The sequence below is a fragment of the Sphingobacterium sp. B29 genome (assembly GCF_001952815.1).
GTDB lineage: Bacteria > Bacteroidota > Bacteroidia > Sphingobacteriales > Sphingobacteriaceae > Sphingobacterium > Sphingobacterium siyangense.
This window is the reverse complement of sequence record NZ_CP019158.1, coordinates 2366813-2386281: the sequence shown is the minus strand read 5'-3', so window position 1 is coordinate 2386281 and position 19469 is coordinate 2366813. Positions and strand designations below refer to the sequence as shown.

16 protein-coding genes and 1 other RNA gene are annotated in these 19469 nt (G+C 40.5%); 11 read left to right on the top strand and 6 right to left on the bottom strand.

All coding sequences use genetic code 11. The features are described from left to right. Positions 1-19: 19 nt before the first annotated feature. The 4 genes from BV902_RS28055 to BV902_RS09880 all read left to right on the top strand — a co-directional run bounded on the left by BV902_RS28055 (position 20) and on the right by BV902_RS09880 (position 4637). Complete coding sequence (locus BV902_RS28055) at positions 20-943, top strand: DUF3857 domain-containing protein (RefSeq protein ID WP_237242065.1); 924 nt, start codon at positions 20-22, stop codon at positions 941-943. Next, positions 927-1994 carry a transglutaminase domain-containing protein gene (locus tag BV902_RS28050; protein ID WP_335682276.1) on the top strand — a complete coding sequence of 356 codons (1068 nt, stop codon included), beginning with the start codon at positions 927-929 and terminating at the stop codon, positions 1992-1994. Before BV902_RS28055 ends, BV902_RS28050 begins: the two co-directional genes overlap by 17 nt. Further along, the gene (locus tag BV902_RS09885) at positions 1991-3892 is read left to right on the top strand and encodes a DUF3857 domain-containing protein (protein ID WP_075991780.1); all 1902 of its coding nucleotides are present in this window, start codon (positions 1991-1993) and stop codon (positions 3890-3892) included. Before BV902_RS28050 ends, BV902_RS09885 begins: the two co-directional genes overlap by 4 nt. Before the next feature lie 73 nt (positions 3893-3965). Next, a complete protein-coding gene (locus BV902_RS09880) occupies positions 3966-4637 on the top strand; it encodes an HAD family hydrolase (protein WP_075994701.1) in 672 nt (223 codons plus the stop codon). A 126-nt stretch (positions 4638-4763) separates the two neighbouring features. Here the strand turns inward: BV902_RS09880 and BV902_RS09875 are convergent, their stop codons facing one another. Beyond that, a complete protein-coding gene (locus BV902_RS09875; protein ID WP_075991779.1) occupies positions 4764-6155 on the bottom strand; it encodes a sigma-54-dependent transcriptional regulator in 1392 nt (463 codons plus the stop codon). A 67-nt stretch (positions 6156-6222) separates the two neighbouring features. Next, an RNA gene (gene rnpB / locus BV902_RS09870) (RNase P RNA component class A) lies at positions 6223-6602 on the bottom strand. 152 nt (positions 6603-6754) lie between these two features. On the opposite strand from rnpB, the gene BV902_RS09865 reads away from it, so the two are divergent. Continuing rightward, positions 6755-7789: a helix-turn-helix transcriptional regulator gene (locus BV902_RS09865; protein WP_075991778.1), complete on the top strand. Its 1035-nt coding sequence runs from the start codon at positions 6755-6757 to the stop codon at positions 7787-7789. A gap of 33 nt (positions 7790-7822) precedes the next feature. On the opposite strand, the gene BV902_RS09860 is transcribed toward BV902_RS09865, so the two are convergent. From BV902_RS09860 to argS, 3 genes are read right to left on the bottom strand one after another with little or no spacing between them, the layout of a single operon-like run. Further along, positions 7823-9013: an NAD(P)/FAD-dependent oxidoreductase gene (locus BV902_RS09860; RefSeq protein WP_075994700.1), complete on the bottom strand. Its 1191-nt coding sequence runs from the start codon at positions 9011-9013 to the stop codon at positions 7823-7825. A gap of 15 nt (positions 9014-9028) precedes the next feature. Beyond that, the gene (locus tag BV902_RS09855; RefSeq protein ID WP_075991777.1) at positions 9029-10105 is read right to left on the bottom strand and encodes an oxidoreductase; all 1077 of its coding nucleotides are present in this window, start codon (positions 10103-10105) and stop codon (positions 9029-9031) included. Positions 10106-10109: 4 nt separating this feature from the next. Continuing rightward, positions 10110-11894, bottom strand: coding sequence for an arginine--tRNA ligase (gene argS / locus BV902_RS09850; RefSeq protein ID WP_075991776.1), 1785 nt, complete (start codon positions 11892-11894; stop codon positions 10110-10112). A 108-nt stretch (positions 11895-12002) separates the two neighbouring features. On the opposite strand from argS, the gene BV902_RS09845 reads away from it, so the two are divergent. From BV902_RS09845 to BV902_RS09835, 3 genes are all read left to right on the top strand, one after another. Next, the gene (locus tag BV902_RS09845; protein WP_046675638.1) at positions 12003-13394 is read left to right on the top strand and encodes an arginine decarboxylase; all 1392 of its coding nucleotides are present in this window, start codon (positions 12003-12005) and stop codon (positions 13392-13394) included. 276 nt (positions 13395-13670) lie between these two features. Next, positions 13671-14048, top strand: a complete 378-nt coding sequence (locus BV902_RS09840) for a hypothetical protein (RefSeq protein WP_075991775.1) — start codon at positions 13671-13673, stop codon at positions 14046-14048. Continuing rightward, positions 14045-15025: an IS3 family transposase gene (locus BV902_RS09835; RefSeq protein ID WP_157625994.1), complete on the top strand. Its 981-nt coding sequence runs from the start codon at positions 14045-14047 to the stop codon at positions 15023-15025. The genes BV902_RS09840 and BV902_RS09835 overlap by 4 nt, the downstream gene beginning before the upstream one ends. Positions 15026-15389: 364 nt before the next feature. Here BV902_RS09835 and BV902_RS09830 read toward each other — a convergent pair whose 3' ends face one another. Then, positions 15390-15896, bottom strand: coding sequence for a thioredoxin family protein (locus tag BV902_RS09830; protein WP_237242063.1), 507 nt, complete (start codon positions 15894-15896; stop codon positions 15390-15392). A 95-nt stretch (positions 15897-15991) separates the two neighbouring features. Here BV902_RS09830 and BV902_RS28445 point away from each other — a divergent pair, with 95 nt between their 5' ends. The 3 genes from BV902_RS28445 (at position 15992) to glpK (ending at position 19462) form a co-directional block, all read left to right on the top strand. Continuing rightward, positions 15992-16126: a hypothetical protein gene (locus BV902_RS28445; RefSeq protein ID WP_257787017.1), complete on the top strand. Its 135-nt coding sequence runs from the start codon at positions 15992-15994 to the stop codon at positions 16124-16126. A 221-nt stretch (positions 16127-16347) separates the two neighbouring features. After that, the gene (locus tag BV902_RS09825) at positions 16348-17925 is read left to right on the top strand and encodes a glycerol-3-phosphate dehydrogenase/oxidase (RefSeq protein WP_075991772.1); all 1578 of its coding nucleotides are present in this window, start codon (positions 16348-16350) and stop codon (positions 17923-17925) included. Positions 17926-17962: 37 nt separating this feature from the next. Next, positions 17963-19462 carry a glycerol kinase GlpK gene (glpK, locus tag BV902_RS09820; protein WP_075991771.1) on the top strand — a complete coding sequence of 500 codons (1500 nt, stop codon included), beginning with the start codon at positions 17963-17965 and terminating at the stop codon, positions 19460-19462. The last annotated feature ends 7 nt before the right edge of the window (positions 19463-19469 follow it).

The following is a 19469-nucleotide window of genomic DNA, read 5'->3' as shown; positions in this document are numbered from 1 at the left end:
AATTATTACACCTATAGTTATGCGCCAGTTTTTAACGCTATTTTTAATATTTTCTATTTATACAAATAGTATAGCCCAAACTTTTGACTTTGGTAAAGTTTCTATTTCGGATTTCTCGAAAACAGACCTGGATAGTAATGCCAATGCAATCGTGCTCAATGAGTTTGGACGGAGTTCTGTTTTTGTTGATGATTATGATAATCGTATAAAACTTCAACATGAATACCATGTACTTATCCGGATCAATAACAAAGAAGGGTTTAAAAAAGCTAATTTTGAAATTCCCTCGTATAAACGCGGAAGTTATATACGAGACTATTTTGACGAACTCAAAGCTGTTACATATAACTTAGAAAATGGCAGAATAGAGAAAACGGAGCTTGAAAATAAGAAAGTTTTCAGGGAAAATTACTCGGCCTATCTGGACCTTAATAAATTCACCCTTCCAAATATTAAAGAAGGCTCTATTATTGAAGTGTCCTATCGGACACTAGAGCAGGATTTATTTAATTTCAAGACATGGGAATTTCAAGATGATATTCCCAAAATACAAAGCCAATATATCGCTATTATTCCTGCTTCTTTCGCCTACAATGTAGTTTTACGTGGTCCGTACAAGCTTACCGATCAAAAAGCCGAAGCATTGAAAGAATATATTTTCCTGGATGGACTGCGAATGGATTGTTCAAAATTGACCTATACAATGAAGAACATTCCGGCATTTGTTGAAGAGGACTACATGACTTCGCCAACCAATTTCAAATCTGCGATCTATTATGAGCTTGAATCAATCTTTTATCCGAGTACAGGGAGCAAGAAGACATTTAGCAAAACCTGGAAAGACGTAGATACAGACCTCATGAATGAAAAGGCTTTTGGAGGTCAATTAAAAAAAAACAGACTTATTCAAAGCCAATTTAGCAACGATTGTATCTCCTACTGACACCAAATTAGAAAAAGCAAAGAAGATCTATAACTATATCAACAAACAAATAAAATGGAATAACTACTTAGGCAAATATGCTGAATCTGGCATTGAAAAAGCTTTGGAAAAACGAACCGGCAATATTGGCGACATCAATTTAGCGTTAGTAACCGCGCTATTAGCGGCAGATCTGGAGGCCTACCCTATTATTCTTTCAACACGACGGAATGGGACTCCCAATGCCTTATTTCCCGTATTATCTGACTTCGACTATGTCATCGCTTGCGTAGACGTAGATGGCGTAAAATATAAACTTGATGCCTCCAATTCATACTTACCTTTTGGAGAGCTGCCCTTACAATGTCTAAATGAACGAGGAAGAATTATCTACTCCAAAAAGAGCTCAGACTGGTTTCCGCTTACAGTAGAAGAATCTTCCGATGTAAGCTATCTATTGGAGGGAGCTTTAGATGAACAAGCTAAAATTAAGGGAAAACTCACCATAAGTAGCAGGGGTAACAAAGCCTTTTTAAAACGCCAACATATCGCCAAATTCAATTCTTTGGAGGAATACTGGGAAAAACTGGACGAAGAAATGCCCAATGTAACTTTAACAAAATCGAGTATCCAAAACCTAGAAGAAATTGATCAGCTATTAATAGAGGAATTTGATGTCATCGTAGATGTCACCAAACAGATGGGACAAGACCTATTATTATTGACCCCCAATATTATTGACAGGATTTCCTATAATCCATTTAAAGCACAGGAAAGAACTTATCCGGTTGATATGGGTTTTAAATCCAAAACATTGTACTCCGTTAAATTGACCATTCCTGATCATTATGAAATTGCTGAGAAGCCTCAGAATGCATCGTTAGCACTCCCGGAGTCAACTGCAAAATATAGATATGTAACGCAGGTCAATGGCAATCAACTTGAAATACTACAGAGCCTCGCGTTTAACAAACCCATCTTTTCGGTCGATGAATATTTTTCACTCAAAGAATTGTATTCACGTATTATTCAACAACAAAAGCTAGACATAAAATTAATCGGTAAAAAATGAAAATCGTATTCATCAACTTACTATACATCCTGCTTCCGATCCTCGCAATTGGACAAGATAACTACGACGTAGCCAATATTCCAAGTGCATTAAAGAGCAGAGCAGTAGCAACTGTACGCAATGATAAAACCGTGGTAGAAATGAAGTCTCCCGAACAGGTCATCACAACCATAACGTGTGCTATCACAGTTTACAATAAAAATGGGGACCGCTATGCTTCACTTCCGGTCTATTATAATAAATCTAGCGAAATCAAAAGCCTTAAGGGCGCCATCTATAACGAAATGGGGATATTGCAAAAGAAAATTGCAACGAAAGATTTCAAAGATATTAGCGCTGTGGACAACAGTACGATGTTTGCAGATTCTCGGGTAAAATTATATGTACCTGACTATCACAGCTATCCCTATACCATCGAATACCAATACGAAGTTAGAAGTAAACAAAACTTGATCATTCCATCTTGGACTCCTGAGGTCTCAAATAATGTATCCGTAGAGAAAAGCAGCTTTCAATTTATTGCACCAATTGGCACTGAATGCCGAATTGAAACAACGAACTATAAAGGAAGTATCAAAGAAGAGAAAAATGACAAGACTGAAAGTAAGACATGGAATACTGAACAGATCGCTGCAAAAAAGGATGAATCTTATAGCCCCAATCCTAACCTGAAAAGAATAAATGTACTCATCGTTCCCAAAAATTTTATTTATTATGGTAAGACTGGAAATTTCGGGGATTGGAAAGAATTTGGCCAATGGGTATCCAATAGCCTGTTGAACAAAAAAGAAGATTTGACGGAAGCGTCTAAACAAAAATTTATAGCATTAACAAAAGACGCCAGCTCAGATAAAGACAAAGCAAAGATTCTATACAATTATTTACAAAAAAACACACGTTACATCAGTATTCAAATCGGCATTGGAGGCTTAGAACCATTTCCGGCTTCTGAGGTAGACCGCTTGGGCTACGGTGATTGTAAAGCACTGGCGAATTACATGCGAAGCATGTTGTCGGCCGTCAATATCCCTTCCTATTACTGTATTGTCGAAGCAGGCAGACGCAAAGAAAGTTTTCACAAAACCTTTGCAAATGCCCAGGACGGAAATCACGTCATTTTATGTATTCCATTTAAAAACGATACAACCTGGCTGGAATGCACCAGCCAAAACCTTCCATTTGGCTTTCTTAGCGACTTTACCGACGATCGAGATGTTGTCGCCTGCACGGAAAATGGTGGAGTTATCATGCATACACCGAAATACATTAACTCGACCAACCTCCAACTTCGCCATGCCGACCTAAAACTTTCGGAAGACGGAAGCATTCAGGGCACCCTAAACACCAAGTTCTATGGAACTCAATACGAGAACCATATGGACGTGCTTTTAGCCAGCAATAATGATAAGAATAAGCTTCTCACAGAATATTACAATATCGACAATATCAATTTCAATCAGGTAAACTATATTGAACACAAGGAGGAAAATCCATTTATTGAGGAGAACCTGAATATTTTTATCAAAAACTACGCTGTGAAAAATGGTAATAAACTTTTGATCCAGCCTAATTTATTCAACACACATTCCAATATTGCAGAAAGTAGAAATAGAACCGAAGATATTTTCATTGAAAGAGGTTACGCTGATATCGATAGCATTAGCATTGCCCTCCCGGAAAATATGCTCAAAAACATAACTCCTGAAAAGAAAATTATTGAGAAACCATTTGGAAAGTATGAATTTAGGTCAGAAATAAAAGACAATAAACTATTCACCTACAGAAAACTGGAACTATTTGAAGGCAGCTATCCAGCCCATACTTACGAAGACTTTTTCCAATTTCATAATGAGGTAAGCAGCTGCGACAAGGGACGCTTTAATCTCAGCTTTCTCTAGTCGGAAGAAAATATTTACCAGAATATGAATGAGTAAAATCGATCAAATAAGGCAATTATTGTATATTAGCTCAATGACAGAATACGCAGCGATATTTGACATGGACGGTGTCATAAGCCACACCAACCCTTTCCATGCGGAAGCTTTTAGAGCTTTTTTTAAAAACCACAATGTACAACAGGCTACAGAAGAGGAATTTGAGCAGCATATGTATGGTAAGCATAATAGTTACATTATGCAGCATTTCTTTCAGCGTCCGATATCCCCTGAGGAACTGCGAACGCTTGAATTTGAAAAAGAGCAGCTTTTTAGAGTGATCTATAAAGAACACGTTGCCCCTATTAAGGGCTTAATTGAGTTTCTAACGGAATTAAAAAATAACGGTTTTAAGCTTGCTGTGGCGACATCTGCTCCCCGAGAGAATATGGACTTAATTTTGGATGAATTGAACATACGTCATTTATTCTCTTCCACGCTAAGCAGCGAAGATGTAAAACTCCATAAGCCACATCCTGAGGTTTACCTAAAATCTGCAGAAAATCTACAAATTCCTGTTGACCGCTGTATCGTTTTTGAAGATTCTTTTTCGGGTATTACCGCGGCGAAAAATGCTGAAATGAAAGTTGTCGCCGTACTTTCAACCCATAAAAAAGAAGAATTACCTGCAAGTAATGATTATATAAATAATTATACAGAAATATCAGTTGCCAATATAAAGGCCATTTTAAAAACACAAGAATTGTAACCCGGTTGAGGGGTTGACGACGATAAAAAAAAAGAGATTCCTTAAGGAATCTCTTTTTTTTATCGCTTTGTCCAAGCGAACTGCAATTTTCGCTCACAGCTGCTAGACTAAAATTTCACTAAACGGTTAATCCCTTTTTAGACCGAACTTCTCTATTTTACTATACAGGTGACTACGTTGAATATCAAGATCATCGGCCGTCTTGGAGACGTTCCAATTATTCTTTTCCAATTTATATTTTATAAATTCTTTCTCCGCATGGTCCTTATAATCTTGAAACGAATCAAAGGAGTCCATATCCAATCCGTAATTTGCTGTACCTTTTTCATGAGCTATGCCATTCACAGGTTCGCGGGAAGGATTAGCAAAGGCAACAACATCTTTATCGGTAATCGACCTGTCGCTCAAAATGATTAAACGTTCAATCATATTGCGCAATTCCCGAATATTACCTGTCCAAGGAAGATGACTCAATTCCCGCATTGCAGCAGTAGTAATTTCCTTTACAGGTATCCCGTATTCCATACAGATCTCTTCACAGAAGTTTGTGGACAATAAAGGAATGTCATCGACACGATCAGTTAACGCTGGCACATGGATCAATATGACAGATAGACGGTGATACAAGTCCATTCTGAAATTACCATCTTCTATCTCTTTCAATAAATCCTTATTGGTCGCAGCTACTACCCTGACATTGACGTCAATTTCTTTGTCGCCCCCCACTCGCGTGATTTTATGCTCTTGTAATGCCCTTAGCACTTTAGCTTGCGCTGAAAGGCTCATATCACCGATCTCATCCAAGAACAATGTTCCACCGCTAGCTTGTTCAAACTTCCCGATACGTTGTTTAATAGCCGACGTGAAGGATCCTTTTTCATGCCCGAATAATTCTGATTCGATTAATTCAGAAGGTATTGCGGCACAGTTCACTTCGATCAATGGGCCTTGTCCACGATTTGACTTTTCATGTAACCAGCGTGCAACCAATTCCTTTCCCGAGCCATTCGCCCCGGTAATCAATACACGGGCTTCTGTTGGTGCAACCCGGTCAATTGTTTCCTTAATACGTTTGATAGCCCCCGATTCACCCAGTATATCTTTTGTTTTCGAGCTGCTAACTTTTCGTTTCAGGACCTTGGTTTCTGTGACTAGAGAACTTTTATCCAGTGCATTACGAACCGTGATCAATAATCTATTCAGGTCCAGCGGTTTTTCTAAAAAGTCAAATGCTCCTTTTTTCGCTGCTTCAACAGCTGTTTCAATCGTACCATGTCCGGAGATCATAATAAACGGGATATCCGGGCTGCTTTGGTGTGCTTCCGCCAAAACTTCCATCCCATCCATCGTATTCATTTTGATATCACAAAGGACAAGATCTATTTTTTCCTTTTTTAAAATATCTAATCCATCCCGACCATTGTCGACATCCAAAATCGTATAATCTTCATATTCCAAGATATCACGCAACGAACTTCTGATGGCGCGCTCATCATCAATGATTAAAATTGTACTCATAAATCGAGAGTTATGCTATTTTTTCAATTATGGGAATCAATATAATGTTTTTTTGGCAATTAGCGAAAAAGAAGCAAACCTTGTAAGCCGGGTTCTGTAGACCACCGAAGTGGAATTTCTATCATTTATCTAGATTTGCCATCGCTGACAAACTCAATCAACCTACCCATTACGAATTCCAATAAATTGAAAGAAGACGAGCAGCCTTCGAATTTCGCAACCTATTTGGTCTTTCAACACACGAGGTTTACCGTAATATATGTCACCATATAAGACCGTAAGCTCTTACCTTACGTTTTCACCCTTACTCCGAAAAGCGGTATATTTTCTGTGGCACTTTCTGTCTACTATTTTCATAGCAGCCTTCCCGTTAGGAAGCGTGTTGCTCTATGTTGCCCGGACTTTCCTCTCCTCCCAAAAAAGAGCAGCGATAGAACCAGTTTGCTTCTGCGCAAAAGTAGCTATTTTACTCGGATAAACCCGAATTTCTTTTCAATTTCGAAAAGACCATTCATTTTGAATCACAGGCATAAAAATCTACGCAATTACCTTGCGCAGATAAAGAAAGTTTTTGTATTTTCAATCTATCAAAAAAAAGCATGGCACTCAATAAACTAGCTCTTATACGTTATAAAACGATTGACCATTGTCTTCGTTTACGACATCGGAAATGGACCTTGGAAGATCTTATGGAAAAGGTTTCCGATGCACTCTATGAATTTGAAGGAATCAAAAATGGGATAAGTAAACGCACCATACAAGGTGATATTCAACTCATGCGTAGCAATAAGCTCGGCTACAATGCCCCTATTGTCGTCTCGCACCGCAAATTCTACACCTATGAAGATCCCAACTATAGCATTAGCAATTCACCGATTTCCGTCGGTGACATGCAAAAAATGAAGGAGGCTGTAGAGGTACTTAAGCATGTGAGCGGTTTCTCCAGCTTTGATGAAATGAGCGATATCGTCGCACGACTTGAAGATAGCATCCATACAAAAAAGGACAATTCACCTTCTATTATACAAATGGAAAGCAACAATCTGCTAAAAGGCCTTTCTTTTATCAGTCCACTGCATCAAGCCATTCGTGAAAAAACGCCACTCCTGATCAGCTACCAATCGTTCAAAGCAACACAACAGCAGGATCTTATTTTCTCCCCCTATCTCTTAAAAGAATATCGTAATCGATGGTTTCTAATTGGTCACCATAAAAAGAGTGAAGGATTGATGACACTAGCGCTCGATCGGATCAATGCCATTGAGGAAATGGGTAAAAATTCATACAGGGAATATACAGGGGTCGATTTCGAACGTTACTTTTCGGATACCATAGGCGTAACGAAGACACAAAAGGACCGCGGACACCGGGTGATATTGCAAGTCAATGCAAAAAATGCACCTTATGTAGCAACAAAACCCTTACATGCGTCACAGCAGATTTTAGACAAAAAGGAGGATGGTTCAATCTTAATTCGTATCGATGTTGTACTTAACTTTGAACTGGAAAGAGAAATTTTAGGTTTTGGCGAATCCATTAAAGTACTCTCCCCAAGAAATTTACAAACGAGAATAAAACAGCGCTTGGCTGCTGCGACACAACTCTATGCTGAGAAATCTGTCGATAAAAAGTAAAATTCAAGCCCTCTCGCTACCTCTCCAAAATGCCTAAATATCTTGGGCGATGGCATAACCGCTAGCCCAAGCCCATTGGAAATTATAACCGCCAAGCCATCCCGTAATATCAACAGTCTCCCCTCCAAAATAAAGGCCTTCAACTTTTTTAGACATTAAGGTCTTGGGGTGTAGTTCTTCCGTTGAAACTCCTCCACGCATAACCTCCGCTTTATCATACCCCTTATCTCCCGCAGGTTTTACCTTGAAGCGATGGATAGTATCGACAATCATTTTCGCATCAGCTTTACTAAGTGAGGCAATTTTGGTATCCAATGCTAGAAATTTTCCAAGAGCATCGACCAATTTTCTGCTGAAATAATCGTTTAGCAATTGTGAAACAAGTCGTTTCCCGCCGTATTGCCGCTCCTGTTTAATCAGATTATCTAAATTAAAATTAGGCAGTAGATCAATCGTAATCTCCTGTCCAGGTCTCCAATAACTTGATATCTGAAGAATTGCAGGTCCGCTTAATCCCCAGTGTGTAAAGAGAATATTCTCTTCAAAAGACATTCCGGCAACAGAAACTTTCGAGAACACCGAATTTCCAGCCAAAGAACTATACCAATCAGCATCTTTTCCAGTTATTGTCAAAGGGACCAATGCAGGGGCTGTACCGACGACATGCAAACCAAATTGTTTGGCTAAGCGTAATCCAAAGTCCGAAGCGCCGAGTTTTTGGACCGGAAGCCCACCGGAAGAAATAACAACTTTATGTGCATGATATCGGGACTCACCTTTTGCATTTTCTACCGTCACCACAAAGTCCTTATCGTTTTTTTCTACCGATTTCACCAAGGTATTCAATGCAATATCCTGCCCTGTCTCGTATAAAATTTTTGAAAATACAGCAACGATATCTTTTGCTTTATTGGTCTCTGGAAACAACTGGCCCAGTGTTTTTTCATGCCCTACAATACCATATTGTTCAAAAAATGTAATGGTATCATCCACTGTCCATTGTTTGAATATACCATGTAAAAAATCTGGATTTTCAGAAATGAAATTGGCGGGACTATTACCGATATTTGTATAATTACAGCGTCCACCTCCGGAAATCAAGATCTTCGCGCCGACCTTATCGTTTCGTTCAAGCACCAAGGTCTTCTTTCCAATCAGCCCTGCTTGGGCTGCACACATCAAACCACAGGCTCCGCCCCCAATAATGATAGCATCGTATAGTATACTCACAGCAACAATCTAATAAGCAATCAATGTATTTTCAACAGAAACAACTCTTCGTTCCAATTGACTCTGATATCCCAATTCAATAATCTTAATGACATCGCGTGCCTGCTCTGCCGACGCGATCAAGGTAGTTTTCCCCAATATACTATCCGCAACGTTCTGGTAAAAATCAGGATAGGAACCTATTTCAGAAGGAATCATTTCTTCAATGTCATTCCCCTGTTCAACGATATTGAGCTTGCCGTATAGACTTGGGTCTTCTTGTCCCCAGATTGGATCCTCATCCGGAAATTTACCATCACGCAGTAAAGCTTCCTGTGGGTCGACACCATATTTTACAAAATTTCCGTTCATTCCAAAGACACGATAACGTGGCGTGGGTTCTTTTGCAAGCATAGAACCTTTCAGAGATACCCTCAAATTATCATAGTACAATAGGCAGTCGAAATTGTCAATGGTTTTGGCATGATCTCGTTGAACAACCAAATCTGCAAAGACAGCATGCGGCTTTCCAAATAACTGCAAAGCCTGGTCGATGAGATGTGGCCCAAGATCATAAAATATTCCCGAACCCGGTAAATTTTCCTCTCGCCATGCGTTAGGTCGCAAATAATTACGAAAACGATCAAACCTGGATTCCAAATTTACAATCCGTCCCAACCTTCCACTTTTGACCACTTTCTCCACTGTCCGATAGTCTGAGTTGAACCTTAAATTATGGTAAGGTGCCAAGATCAGATTTTTCTCCTTAGCCAGAGCGATAAGCTCATCGGCCTGCTCTACGCTATTGGTAAAGGGTTTTTCTACAACAACGTGTTTCCCCGATTCCAAAGCACGTTTTGCGAAAGGATAATGCATTTCATTGGAAGTTGCAACCACGACTAAATCAATGGTTGCATCATTAAAAATATCATCTGCAGACAAAGCAATTTCTGCCTGTGGATAGCGTTCCTTTAGCAAACTTTGCTGATCTGCTTTCCGAGCGGTCACTTTAACAAGATCCAGTTCGGCTATCGAACGCATCACGGGAGCGTGAAAAACCTGACCTGAAATTCCAAAACCAATAAGTCCTACGCGAATTTTCTTCATAGTATTACATTCTTTCAGGTACTCGAATACCCAATAAGTTCATCCCTTTGGCAATAACCTTTGCCGCAGAAGCCGAAAGGTGCAATCTAAAGTTTTTCACATCATGATCTTCCGCTTTCAAGATGGTTTCTTCATGATAGAATTTATTATAAAACTTGGCTACCTCATAGATGTAAATTGCCAATTGTGCAGGGCTGAACTCTTGTGCAGAAGCTTCAATGATCTCCGGAAATGCACCCAGTTGTTGAATTAAATCACGTTCGTAAGAAGAAATCGTCGCCGGCACAGACACAGCACTGTCAAAATCGAATTCAGCCTTACTCAAAACAGATTTGATACGGGCATGTGTGTATTGAATAAACGGTCCGGTATGACCTTGAAAATCGACAGATTCATTTGGATCAAACAAGAGGCGTTTTTTAGGATCCACCTTCAATAGAAAATATTTCAGTGCGCCCATTCCAATCGTATCGTAAAGAACGGCTTTTGATTCCTCGTCCAATCCTTCAGTCTTGCCAAGTTCCTCAGTACGTTCCTGAGCGGTCTTAAGCATCTCAGCCATTAAATCATCCGCGTCAACAACTGTTCCCTCCCGTGATTTCATTTTACCTGAAGGAAGATCGACCATCCCATACGATAAATGGAACAATCCGTCGGCCCAAGCTTTACCAAGTTTTTTTAAGATTAAGAACAATACCTTGAAATGGTAATCCTGTTCGTTACCAACAACATAAATAGAATCATTCATTTTGAATTCATCATATTTCAATTGTGCTGTCCCCAAATCTTGTGTAATATAGACAGAAGTACCGTCGCCACGAAGCACAAGCTTCTGATCCAATCCTTCGTCTGTTAGATCAATCCATACGGAGTTATCCTCTTTTTTAAAGAAAACCCCTTTATCTAAACCTTCCTGAATAATATCTTTACCCAACAAGTATGTATTGGATTCATAATAGTATTTATCGAAATCGACGCCTAATTGTTTGTAGGTCTTTTCAAACCCGGCGTACACCCAGCTGTTCATGGTTTTCCAAAGGGAGATCACCTCTTCATTACCTGCTTCCCATTGTTGCAACATCGCTTGTGCCTCCTTCATCAAAGGTGCATTTTTCTTTGCCTCATCTTCGGTCTGCCCTTCAGCCTTCAATGCCTCGATTTCCTGTTTATATGCTTTGTCAAAGACAACGTAATATTTTCCGACAAGGTGGTCTCCTTTAAGTCCAGTAGACTCGGGAGTCTCACCGTTACCAAATTTTTGCCAAGCCAACATCGACTTACAAATATGGATACCGCGATCGTTCACCAAATTTGCTTTGATCACATCATAACCATAAGCTTTTAGGATTTCCGCAACAGAATATCCTAATAAATTATTACGGATATGCCCCAAATGCAGCGGTTTATTGGTATTTGGCGAAGAATATTCAACCATCAGTTTTTTTCCATTCGCAGGAAATACAGCAAAGTCCTTCGCCGTTATGGTCTGATTCAACAACGTGATCCAGTAAGCATCGGAGAGAACAATATTCAAAAAGCCTTTTATCACATTGAAATCCGATATTTCAGCAATATGCTGTTGCAAATATGCACCGATTTCCTTTCCGGTTTGTTCCGGAGAAGATTTCGAAAAGCGCGTTACGGGAAAAGTTACGATTGTAATTTGTCCTTCAAACTCCTTTCGGGTAGCTTGTAAAGCAATTTGATTTTCTAAAATATCTGCATTGTAAAGCTCTTTTACTGCCTGTACAGTGACTTCAACAAGTCGCTTTTGAATAGAATTTGCCATTTAATGATTTTGTAATTTTTACAACTTCCTGATAGTGAATTGGAAATAAATAACATTCCTTATTTAGGTATTCACCATTAAAGTATATCTTTGCAAAAATAATAAAAAATGCAGAGCTATCAGGAATTTCTTGACTTAAGTGTTGGTTTTCCGCAAGACGGATTCGAAATCATCGACGACGAATTGTATTTCCACGATTTGAATTTAATGGAAATGATAGAAACGTATGGTACGCCGTTACGTTTTACCTATTTGCCAATCGTCAGCAAAAAAATTCAGCAAGCGAAAATCCTCTTTCAGACCGCAATTCTGAAACACAACTATCGCGGATCTTACAAATATTGTTATTGTACCAAATCATCCCATTTCAAGCACATCGTAGAGGAAGCTTTGAAAAATGATATCCACCTGGAAACTTCATCTGCATTTGATATGCCGATGATCGATTCATTGGAAAGACAGGGCACGGTAACGAAAGACATTACAGTGATCTGTAATGGATTCAAAACCTACCAGTACAAACAATATATTGTCGATATGATCCACGACGGATATAAAAACATTATACCGGTACTGGATAACAAAGAGGAGTTTAACCTTTATGATGATGAAATCGAATTGGATGAGCCTTGTGCTTTAGGTATCCGTGTTGCTTCCGAAGAGCAGCCAGATTCTCAATTCTATACATCTCGCCTAGGGATTCGCCAAGAAGACGTCGTTGAATTCTATAACAACAAGATCGCCGACAATCCAAACTTTAAAGTAAAGTTACTTCACTTTTTCATTAATTCAGGTATCTCGGACACCCCGTATTACTGGAACGAATTAGAGAAATACGTTACTTTATATTGTAAATTCAAGAAAGTAAATCCGGATTTAGATACCCTAGATATCGGTGGTGGGATGCCATTTAAGGACTCACTGGTACACGACTTTGATTACGAGTATATGGTCAATGAGATTGTCAATCGTATCAAACAAATCTGTGCGCACCATGAAGTAATGGAACCAGATATTATTACTGAATTTGGCAAATATACTGTTGCTGAAGCATCAGGTATTCTCTATAAAGTTTTGGGACGCAAGCAACAAAACGATCGCGAACGTTGGTTTATGATTGACGGTTCATTCATTACAAATTTACCGGATGTATGGGCATTGAATCAAAAATATATTCTATTGCCGATCAATAACTGGGATTCAGAATATGAACGCGTCAATTTAGGTGGAATCACATGCGATGGGCAGGATTACTACAATCAGGAGGCACACATGAACTCGGTATTTATGCCGAAGACCCGTAAGGTACAGTACTTGGGCTTCTTTCATACAGGAGCATATCAAGATGTATTAAGCGGATATGGTGGAATCCACCACTGCTTACTCCCTTCACCCAAACATGTGCTTGTACGCCGCAATAGAGATGAAACATTCAACTATGAGGTGTTTGGTGAGGAGCAAAACTCCAAACAAGTCATGAAATTATTAGGCTATCAATAAGATATTCTACAGGAGCAAGACCTCTTTTTAACTGCGGGATTACAATATCCTTGTAGAAAAAGAATGGTTTTAAGCCCATATAAAAGTCTCGATCGTAGGAACGAGACCTTTTTATTTTCAGCCTATCCCTCATTATTTACAATCGGACGTAAATTAAAGCCAAAACCACAGACAAAGACAACATCGTTAAGGAGACGACGCAAACGATGCTGAACATGTGTCCATTCCTGAAAAAGGTTTACAAAAACCGAATATTAAAATCTTAAATTTAATATTATGAAAAAGCGTATGACAAAACGTAAATCAGGGGGACAGCAAGTTTACAGCGATAGCTTCAAGATCCTCGTTTCCAGAGAATACCTTGCCGGCAAGCTGAGTTATTCGCAACTTGCCCAGAAGTACAATCTTCCGGGGGAAGCCACTCCGCGGTATTTTATAAAATGGTACCAGCAGTGGGAAAGCAATCTGGAGCTGGAAGTTTCCCAGACTGTTGAACCAGAAGATACCGGGTTGAAAAATGAGCAGGATCTCAGGGATGAACTCTTCCAGGCGAACCTCAAAATTACTGCCCTGGAGATGTTGATCAAAAAAGCGGAGGAGCTCCATGGGGCTGATTTTGTAAAAAAGTCTGGGGCCAAATCGTCCAAGAAATGAAGTCGTGTTACCAGAATGTTTCGGTCTCCAGACTTTGTGGACTATTTGGCAGAACAAGGCAATCCTACTATAAATATATGGGCAGAGAACAGGAATACTCCGTTCGCAGCGGGCTTGTGCTGGCGCGGGTACGTGAAATTCGGAAGGACTCCCATCGCATGGGTACCCTTAAACTCCGCAGCATATTGGTCAAAGAAATGGGTAGTGCGATGGTTGGACTGGGAAGGGACGCTTTCTTCAGACTGTTGCGCGAAAATGACCTTTTGGTCAAATGCAAACGCAGGTATGCCATCACCACCCAGTCCGACCACCGTTTCAAAAAGTGGCCCGACCTTGTGCAGCGCAGGCAGGCCCTGCGTCCCGAGCAGATATGGGTAAGTGACATCACCTACATCCGCATCCGGGACAAATGGATCTACCTGTGCCTGGTCACAGATGCCTATTCCCGAAAGATCGTGGGCTACAAACTTACGCACAGGCCAACAGCACAGGCCTGTATATCAGCGCTCAGGATGGCAATATCACATAGAATGTATCCACAGAGCGATCTGACCCACCACTCCGATCGCGGCATCCAGTATTGCAGTACAAATTATGTCACTATATTGCAGGAAAATAGGATTACAATAAGCATGACACAATCCGGAAGCCCGTACGACAATGCCGTGGCAGAAAGGCTAAATGGCATCCTAAAAAGCGAATATCGCATGGCTGAGACCTTTCCAGACTACAAAACGGCACTTGCACAGCTGGTCAAGGCAGTCAATATATACAATCATTTTAGGCCACATATGTCCTGCAATATGATGTCTCCCCAACAGGCACATCAGCAATGGCAGAACCAAAAAACTCCCAAAGTGTTTCAAAGACGTAACGCTGAGTCAAAAAAGTTCCGCAGTAAAACCAGGGAAACTGTGGTCAGGGAACGGACAACTGATAATAGTAAGAAAACAGACAATGACAACTATATCCAGTAGAAAAAAATAGAATGTAAAATCTATATAGTAATCTGTTCGGTAAATGTAAACCTATTTCAGTATAAGACAATGGCCACGGCAGCTGGCTTTTATTCGTATTGTGTTCGTACCTGCTTCGGACCACGTTCGGAGCTCCCCAATTCGGCTACAGCTGTTGACCAAGTACTGTGCAGACTTTTTCTGTTCAGAGACTGTTCAATAGTTGTACAACATTTGTACAAGATCTGTTGATCGTCCGAAGCAGGTACGAAGCAGGTACGAAGCAGAGGTACTAATCCTTCAGATTATGTTATATCGCCATGCAGGAAAGAAGTGCGGGGTATTTCTTCTTTAGCGCAGCTAGAAATCCCGAAGTCGACAATTGCTATTTTGCGACCCAAGCTTTAAAGAAATTAAGCACTTTTTCTTCATCATAGCCCTTCCCTTTTTCCAGGCTGCCACTCTCCTGTACATGCAATGTTTTTCCATTTCTATCCAAAACAATAAAAAATGGATAACCTAGTTTATTCCCTTCAGGAGCATATTTTTGAAACACAGCCTCATTTTTATTCTCTTTTGAATAATTGAGGTGATAATAGAGGAAATGACTCTTTAACAACTTGTCGACACTCGCCGTATTATGGATATAATCATTAAACCGTAAACACCAGACACACCAATTCCCACCAGCCTGGATGATGATATTTTTCTTTTCTTTCTTTGCCTGAACCAATAGTTGATCAATATCATTCTGTGCATTAGCGTCTGGATTGTAAGGCTTTGAAACATCCTGAGCTGTAGTAAGCTGCTGTGAGAACGCTTTGGACTGTACGAGTACCGCCCCAAAAAACACAATAGCTCCACACAGTAATAATCTTATATTTCTCATCATAAATAAATTAAATAGTGATCTAAAATTACAAAATCATTTTCCCAAACCAAAACATAAGCAGCACATAATGGTTAAACATTATATAGCTATTGACCATGAAAAAAAACACCCAAGATCACAACAGACCTTATTTCAGCGGATTTATAAAAACGCGATTAAGTCGTACACACATTAGCTTAGGCGGTCAGAATACAGTCAATATTAAAGACAACTCCATTGGGGAGAAGTAAAAAAAATAACCTATTGATGCCCCATATCCTGGCACTGGTAAAAACCACAAAGACTTTCTTTTGCTAAAATAAAAACAAAACAAAACAAAAACAAACACCTTACCTTAACATAAATATTATTTAATTTCCTTTAAAATTCAACAAATATAGCATAACTTAGTATAAAGGAAGTAGTAAAACAAGTACAGAAGATTCACTACAAAAATCCAAAACGAAACAAAATGAAACACCAAGAATTCAAAAGGTCAAAACTGATAGAAAAAATAAGAGATACGAGCGCATGGGATGTTATCGTCATAGGTGGCGGTGCCAGCGGATTGGGTGTTGCATTAGATGCCTTAAGCCGAGGGTTCAAAACAATTTTGTTGGAGCAGGTTGATTTTGCAAAAGGAACTTCGAGCAAAGCAACGAAGCTTGTTCACGGTGGTGTACGTTACTTGGCTCAGGGCGACATCGCCCTGGTTAAAGAAGCGCTTCACGAAAGAGGTCTACTTCAAAAAAACGCTCCCCATCTTGTCAAAAACCAGTCCTTTATCATCCCCAATTACAGTTGGTTCGATGGCCCATTCTATACCATAGGAATGAAAATATATGACCTGCTGGCAGGTAAATTAAGCTTGGGAAAATCCATTCATATTAACAAAGAAGAAACCCTTAACCGCATAAGCACCGTTAGACCTAAAGGGCTATATGGCGGCGTGGTTTATCAAGACGGACAATTTGACGACTCAAGACTTGCGCTCAACGTTGCGCAAACCTGTATACAAATGGGCGGCGTCGCGCTGAATTACGTAAGAGTCAATAACCTCACCAAAGACAGCGATGGACGAATAAATGGTGTCATCGCTAATGATACCGAAACGGGGGAAGTTTTCACCATACAAGGCAAGGCTATTATCAATGCTACAGGAATATTTGTCGATGACATCCTAAAAATGGACAGACCGGAAGCAAAACAAATGGTACGCCCCAGCCAAGGGGTTCACCTGGTATTTGATAAATCGTTTCTTCCTGGCGACGATGCCATTATGATTCCAAAAACGGATGATGGACGGGTCCTTTTCCTGGTACCCTGGCACAATCGGGTCATTGTGGGAACAACGGACACACCAATAGACGAGCATAGCCTTGAACCGGTAGCTTTGGAGCAGGAGATCGATTTTATTCTGAAAACTGCGGGACGCTACCTGACAAAACAACCAACAAGAGCGGATGCATTGGCCGTATTCGCCGGCCTACGTCCGCTAGCAGCTCCTACAGGCAACTCCAACAAAACCAAAGAGATCTCACGAAGCCACAAGGTTATCGTCAGCGACTCCAAATTACTTACTTTAACGGGTGGAAAGTGGACAACATTCCGTCGAATGGGCCAAGACACCATCGACAAAGCGATAAAAATCGGTTGTTTACCACAAAAAGAAAGCCGGTCTACCACTCAAAAGATTTATAGCGCCATTCCGACATCAGACAGAAGCAATCATATGTATATTTATGGCGCCGACCAAGAAGCGATCAACGCATTGGCGCAGGAAAATCCGGAATGGAACGAAAAATTAATAGCACATCTTGAATTCAAAAAGGCTGAAGTTGTTTGGGCGGCACGCAATGAACTTGCCAGAACTGTGGAAGATGTCCTATCCCGTCGAGTACGGATACTATTTCTTGATGCGAAAGCTGCAATTGAAGCTGCTCCTGAAGTCGCAAAAATACTCGCACAGGAGCTGGAAAAAGATCAAAATTGGCAAAATGATCAAATAGCGCATTTTCAAAAAGTTGCAAAAAATTATATCTTAAAGTAATACAAAAAAATAACCAGCAATACTCAATTACTCAATTATGGAACAACAATACATCTTGGCAATGGATCAAGGCACCACTAGCTCCAGGGCTATAATTTTTGATAAGGACAGAAATATAGTCTCCGTTGCCCAGAAGGAATTTACACAAATATTCCCACAACCGGGATGGGTCGAACATGATCCACATGAAATCTGGTCAACGCAGGCAGGTGTCACAGCAGAAGCAACCACAAAGGCAGGATTAAACGGCAAAAATATTGCCGCCATTGGTATTACCAATCAACGCGAAACTGTGGTTGTTTGGGACAAAGAAACAGGAAAACCCATCTACAATGCCATTGTATGGCAAGATAAACGCACCGCAGATTATTGCGACGAGTTACGCAGCTCCGGAAAACATGAGCTGATCCAGGAGAAAACAGGCCTGATATTAGACCCCTATTTTTCTGCGACCAAAATAAAATGGATTCTGGATAACGTGGAGGGTGCACGGGAAAAAGCACAAAACGGGGAATTAATCTGTGGAACTATTGACACTTGGCTCGTCTGGAACCTCACCCGTGGCGATGCGCACATCACAGATGTAACGAACGCTTCCCGCACCTTACTCTTTAACATCCATAGCATGGAATGGGATAAGGAGCTACTCGAATTATTTGACATCCCCGCTGCCATGCTGCCCGAAGTAAAAGAAAGCAGTGAAATATATGGAGAATCCCGGACAACCATTTTTGCACACAAAGTCAAGATTGCAGGAATTGCCGGCGATCAGCAGGCAGCACTTTTCGGACAGCAATGTATTGAAAAAGGAATGGTCAAAAACACCTATGGTACAGGATGCTTTATGTTAATGAACATCGGTGATAAACCAATCCGTTCAAAAAACAATCTTTTAACTACTGTCGCCTGGAAAATCAACGGGAAAACAGAATATGCCTTGGAGGGAAGTATCTTTATCGGTGGCGCACTGGTCCAATGGCTACGCGACAATCTCAACATCATCTACAAATCAGCGGACGTAGAGCAATTAGCACTTACAGAGAAGGATAACGGCGGCCTCACATTCATCCCTACCTTTGCTGGACTGGGAGCGCCGTACTGGAATGCTCGTGCACAAGGGACGCTATTTGGTCTGACGCGCGCAACCACCAATGGACATATAGCACGCGCCTCACTAGAGGCAATCTCCCTCCAGACACGTGATGTACTGCAAGCAATGGAAGCGGATAGTGGCATACCGATCAAAGAACTACGTGTAGATGGCGGTGCAACGGCAAATAACCTACTCATGCAGATTCAGGCCAATGTGCTTAACAGCAAAGTTGTACGCCCTAAAATCACAGAAACTACAGCTTTGGGGGCAGCATACCTCGCAGGACTGGCCGTGGGATTCTGGAAAAATGAGGACGAGATATCAAAGTTTTGGGCACAGGATCGTATATTTGAACCTGAAGCAGAGCAAGAAGAGCAAACAAAAAAGATCATTAAGCTCTGGACCAAGGGTGTCAAAGCATTACAGTACTGGACGGAAAACTAACCAACAA